Genomic DNA, 4275 nt, shown 5'->3' with positions numbered 1-4275 from the left:
CAGTCGTCCCCGCGGGCGCCTCGCGCGCGGGGTGTGGGGTGGGATGGGTTCGCTTCGCTTTGAATCAGGCGCGCAGGGCGTCGAGGTCAGCCATCAGCCGGCGCTTGCCGTACAGGCACATGCCACGCATGCACGCGTGCATCGGCTCGGCAGCCACGTGCACGGACTGTCGATCGAACAGGCCTTCCGCGGCCTGCAGGAAGTAGGCTGCGCCGCCACCGGCCAGCCACACGGTCTGCGGTGTGGGCAGTTCGGTCAGGGTTTGCGCAATGCCGCCCAGCATCCGGCGGGCCCGGCCATGGATCCACGGCCAGTAAGGCTGCAGGTCATGCAGTTGTCCGCGCGCCCGCACGGGCTTGCCATGGCGCAGCGCTTGATCAATGGCATCGAGCCGGACATCCCCGCTGGGGGCGCCCTGGCCGATCCGGTCGTCCACGGTTCGCAGCAGGTTGGCCACGCCGTGGTATTCGGTACCGCCGGCCAGGGGCTCGAGGTCACTGCCGCGGTACAGCGCCCAGTCCAGGCTGCCAAAGCCCGCCACCAGCACCAGCGACATCTGTGTCTCGTCGAGCTCGGGCGAATCCATCCATTCGATGGCGCTGGCCGCGGCCTGCGGCAGAACTTCCACCCGCGCCACGGTGACGCTGGCATTGGCCGCGGTGCGCACCGGCCGGCTCAACCAGTCCCGGATCTGCGGCTCCAGGGCATCGCGTTCCCGCATCGGCACGGTCAGCACCAGCATGTCGATGAAGGGTTCCTCGATGAAGGCCAGCGCGCCGGCGACGCAAGCGCGGTAGTCATCGGTGGCCGCAAAGCCTTCTGCTTGCAAGTGAAAGATCGCATCGCCCAGCGCCGCCTCGATGTCCGGGCCGACCTCGACCAGGTGGGTCCCGAAGGGGATCAAGGCATTGCGCCGCGGGGACCTGAGCCTGCTGCAGCGGCTGTCGTGAAAGACGATGTCCGTGAGCGACGGGAAGACTTCGATGTCCGCATGCTGGCCTGGGCGCAGCTTGCAGAACTTCGTGAAGCCGCAACCGGCGTCGATGGCGGCGATGACAGGGCTCCTCGTCATGGTGGTGCTCCGCGTCGGCCTTGCAGTGCAAGGTTCATGGGTTTGGCCGTCGATGGGCCATGGGCCTGCCTCGCACTGGGTCCAGGCGTTCGCCTGGTGCGCGGTTCAAGCCGGATGAGGGGATGCACCCCTGGCGGGGCGATTCGATTGAAGTGCGGGTCACGACCGCTAACGCCGCCCTATGCTGTGGACGGGGCGGTGGGCATGGCGAGGTGCACATGCCCGTGCGCAGTGAATCTACGCCTGTCGCGGGCGACTGCCAAGCAGGCCTTCTGGTCGGGCCCCAACCCGACCCAGCACGGGCTGCAGGTGGCTTCAGCGGCGCGGCTTGAAGGGCTTGACGACGTCTTCCACCTGGATCGGGTCCAGCATCTCCTCGACCTGGTTGGCCAGGCTGACCTGGTAGTGGCGGCGGCTCAGCATCGCGACCGGGCCATACAGCGCCAGCAGCGGCAAGCCGATCAGCAGGACCATCGGATGCCAGTAGGCGCCGAGCATCAGCGCGCCGAACGATCCGAACACGAGGACCACGACGTCGATGCTCCGCAGCAGCGCGATGGGGTTCTCCAACACGAAGTTCACGCGCATGCCGATGCTCAGGTTGTACAGGCCCACGCCACGCCCGCCGTAGTGAATGAGGGTGACGGCATGGCCCGCACGCGCCGGCATGCACCGGCTGTAGACGACGATCTTGTGCTCGCGGTTGCCGGCGTCGGCCAGCCACAGCTCCCAGCGCTCGCGCGACGGGTCGTCGTCGCGCAGGCCGGGGATGCGATTCAGGTAGCGGCGCGCCTCGATGACACGACCGGTCAGCGTTTCCAGGACGTACATGGGGACTCCCAGGTGAAGGTCCACCTGAAAGTCCCATGCGGTCGGCCGCGGTCAAGTGCTGCACCAGCGACTATTCCGGCAGCGGATCATCGAAGATGCCGCCGGCCGAAGGGGGGCTGGCCTGTGGCGATGCTGGCCTGAGCAGCGCGCCGGGCCTGGCCTCGCCGCCCCGCCTTTCCTGCTCGACGAGCACGCCCAGGTAGGCCAACGTACGGAAGCGTTCGGCCCGACGCCGGCCCTTGGGCAGCCTTGCCAGGTCTTCGTACAGCGGGCCGTGTTGCCAGGCGCCCACCTGGGCATAGAACTCCAGCATCGGCTCGTCGCGGCCTGGGCCCTCTGGACCAGGCACTTCGTCGTCACCTTCACTGCGCTTCATGCTGTGCTCCCTGGCTGGCATCGTTCGGGGCTTGGGCGCGCAGGCGGTCGACACCGGCACGCTGGAAGCCACGCACATTTGCGTAGAACGGATCGGCCAGCTCCAGCACCGGCTGCTTCTTAAAGGCATCGCGTAGCGCCTTTCGGAAGAGATGCGCGCCGCCACCGCTCAGCACGATGTTGGAGAAGCGGTACTTGCCGCCAATGGAATTGGTCAAGGCCTGGATGCCTTCGACGGCAATGCGCTCGGCGATGGGCATGTAGCGCTGGATCTCGCGAGCCTTGCCGTAGGTCGTCAGGCTCCTGCCGGTGCGCAGGGCCTCGTCCACGGTGTGCGGTTCGTCGTAGTGCTCGCCAATCTCGCGCGAGATGGCCTCGCAGATCGCCGACACCACGTCATGCACACCATACTGCGCCGAGTAGCTGCGGTTGGCCACCAGGCGCAGGCCGCGCGCCGTCAACCAGTCCAGCGTGCGCGTGCCGCAATCGATGATCAGGTTCTCCTGCTGACCGATCTGGTCCAACAGGCCATGCTCTTCGGCATAGGCCACCAGCGCACCTTGCGGTTGCGCCACCACGAGCGCCTTGTGCACCTTCACCTTGCGGCCTTTGCCCACGTCGTGCTCACCGACGCACAGGCGTTCCAGCGCCGCCTTGCGCGCGGTGAACTCCGAGACTGGCAAGCCCACCACCAGCACGTCGATCTCGTCGGCCTGCATGTAGTGCAGTGCGCCGAGCATCAAGGCCTTGTAGTCGACGGATTGCGTGTAGCCCTCGACTGACAAGATAGGTTTGCTGCGCGCGCCGACCGACAACACATCCGGCCCCACCTCGTAGAAAAACTGGCCCACCCGCACCGACACCGTCCGCCGCGGCGCCAGCAGAGGGCGCGCGGTGTGCGGATCGACGCTGGCCAGGGCCAGCGAAGGAAAGCTGGCGTACCTGACATCACCGGCCGCGTTGACGGTGGTGAATTTCGTGTGGCCGAAGCCGAGATCGATGGCCCTGACTATGCAACCCATGGGACCTCCAGCAGCCGTAGTGCCGACATGGCTCTACTGTTGCCAACGCGGCCAATCACGTCCACTCGAAAGGCGGGTCGAAGTCCCCCCGGAAATCGGCCGTCGATCGCCCGGACCACGTGCAGCGGCACGTTTTGCTTCAGCGAATTGGGGCTGCAGCCCGAGTGAAGCAGCCGTCCTATGGCTTGCGTCGGCCCTCAGGTCCGTTTCCGGTGCGTCTGCAACCCGACCAGCAAGTTCGGCACGATCAGGCTTCGGAGAGAGAGGTATGGAATCCATCCGTCAACCCCAGGGGGCTTCGGGCCTCACACAGGTATTGGCGCCGTAACGGAACTTTTCGCGCTTGCAAGGGCGGCGACCTTCGCGCATGCTTGCATCGCCTTTGGCACCGGGCAGCTGGCCCACCGGGCGCATCGAGCGCGAATGGCAAGCCCTCCAGAGCACCTTCGGGTGCACGGGCCTTCGGGCTCTGATCCCCGGCCTGTCACCCCGACAGCCGATGACACTGCCGGCAGCGACCTTGATCGAAGCCGACATGCAAGCCCCTGGCCCCCGAGCCACGCGGCTTGATGCGCGCGACCCTGATCGCGCAACTGCAGCGGGCACGCGATGCCTGCTGGAAGACTCCCCAACGACTGCTGCGTGCGCGCCTACAAGGCGCCGACGAACACCGACCCGTTCGGATTCGCCGGTGTGCACGCACGCATGGCGCGCCAGGTGGCACTGGCGCACTCAGGCCATGCGGCAGATCGTGAAGCCCTGAAGCGCCCCGAGCGCTTCAGCATGGGTGACGCCCATGCACCTGCTGCGCAGCGTGGCCACCAACGTGGCCATTCCCCTGCGCCCCGCCTTGAGCGGGCTGCCACGGCGCCAGACGCCGTGTTTGGGCGATCACTTTTACGACTGGCCTGCGCCCATGCCGATGGCGGCAAGCGCGAACCCTGAATGCGCCTGGCACCGGCGGGACGGTGCCGC

The 4275-nt window shown here is 67.0% G+C and carries 4 protein-coding genes; all 4 read right to left on the bottom strand.

The window, feature by feature from the left end; genetic code table 11:
• Positions 1-64: 64 nt before the first annotated feature.
• The 4 genes from D9C15_RS09160 to D9C15_RS09145 all read right to left on the bottom strand — a co-directional run bounded on the left by D9C15_RS09160 (position 65) and on the right by D9C15_RS09145 (position 3300).
• Positions 65-1072 carry a ParM/StbA family protein gene (locus D9C15_RS09160; RefSeq protein WP_127997152.1) on the bottom strand — a complete coding sequence of 336 codons (1008 nt, stop codon included), beginning with the start codon at positions 1070-1072 and terminating at the stop codon, positions 65-67.
• A gap of 315 nt (positions 1073-1387) precedes the next feature.
• Positions 1388-1903: a hypothetical protein gene (locus D9C15_RS09155; RefSeq protein WP_127997151.1), complete on the bottom strand. Its 516-nt coding sequence runs from the start codon at positions 1901-1903 to the stop codon at positions 1388-1390.
• Between the two features lie 70 nt (positions 1904-1973).
• A complete protein-coding gene (locus tag D9C15_RS09150) occupies positions 1974-2279 on the bottom strand; it encodes a hypothetical protein (RefSeq protein ID WP_127997150.1) in 306 nt (101 codons plus the stop codon).
• Positions 2266-3300, bottom strand: coding sequence for a PRTRC system protein D (locus D9C15_RS09145; RefSeq protein ID WP_127997149.1), 1035 nt, complete (start codon positions 3298-3300; stop codon positions 2266-2268). Before D9C15_RS09145 ends, D9C15_RS09150 begins: the two co-directional genes overlap by 14 nt.
• Between the last annotated feature and the right edge of the window lie 975 nt (positions 3301-4275).

Origin of the sequence: Piscinibacter defluvii (genome assembly GCF_004011805.1) — a bacterium.
In the GTDB taxonomy this organism is placed as follows: Bacteria; Pseudomonadota; Gammaproteobacteria; order Burkholderiales; family Burkholderiaceae_C; genus Piscinibacter; species Piscinibacter defluvii.
This window is presented reverse-complemented; position numbering and strand designations above follow the sequence as displayed.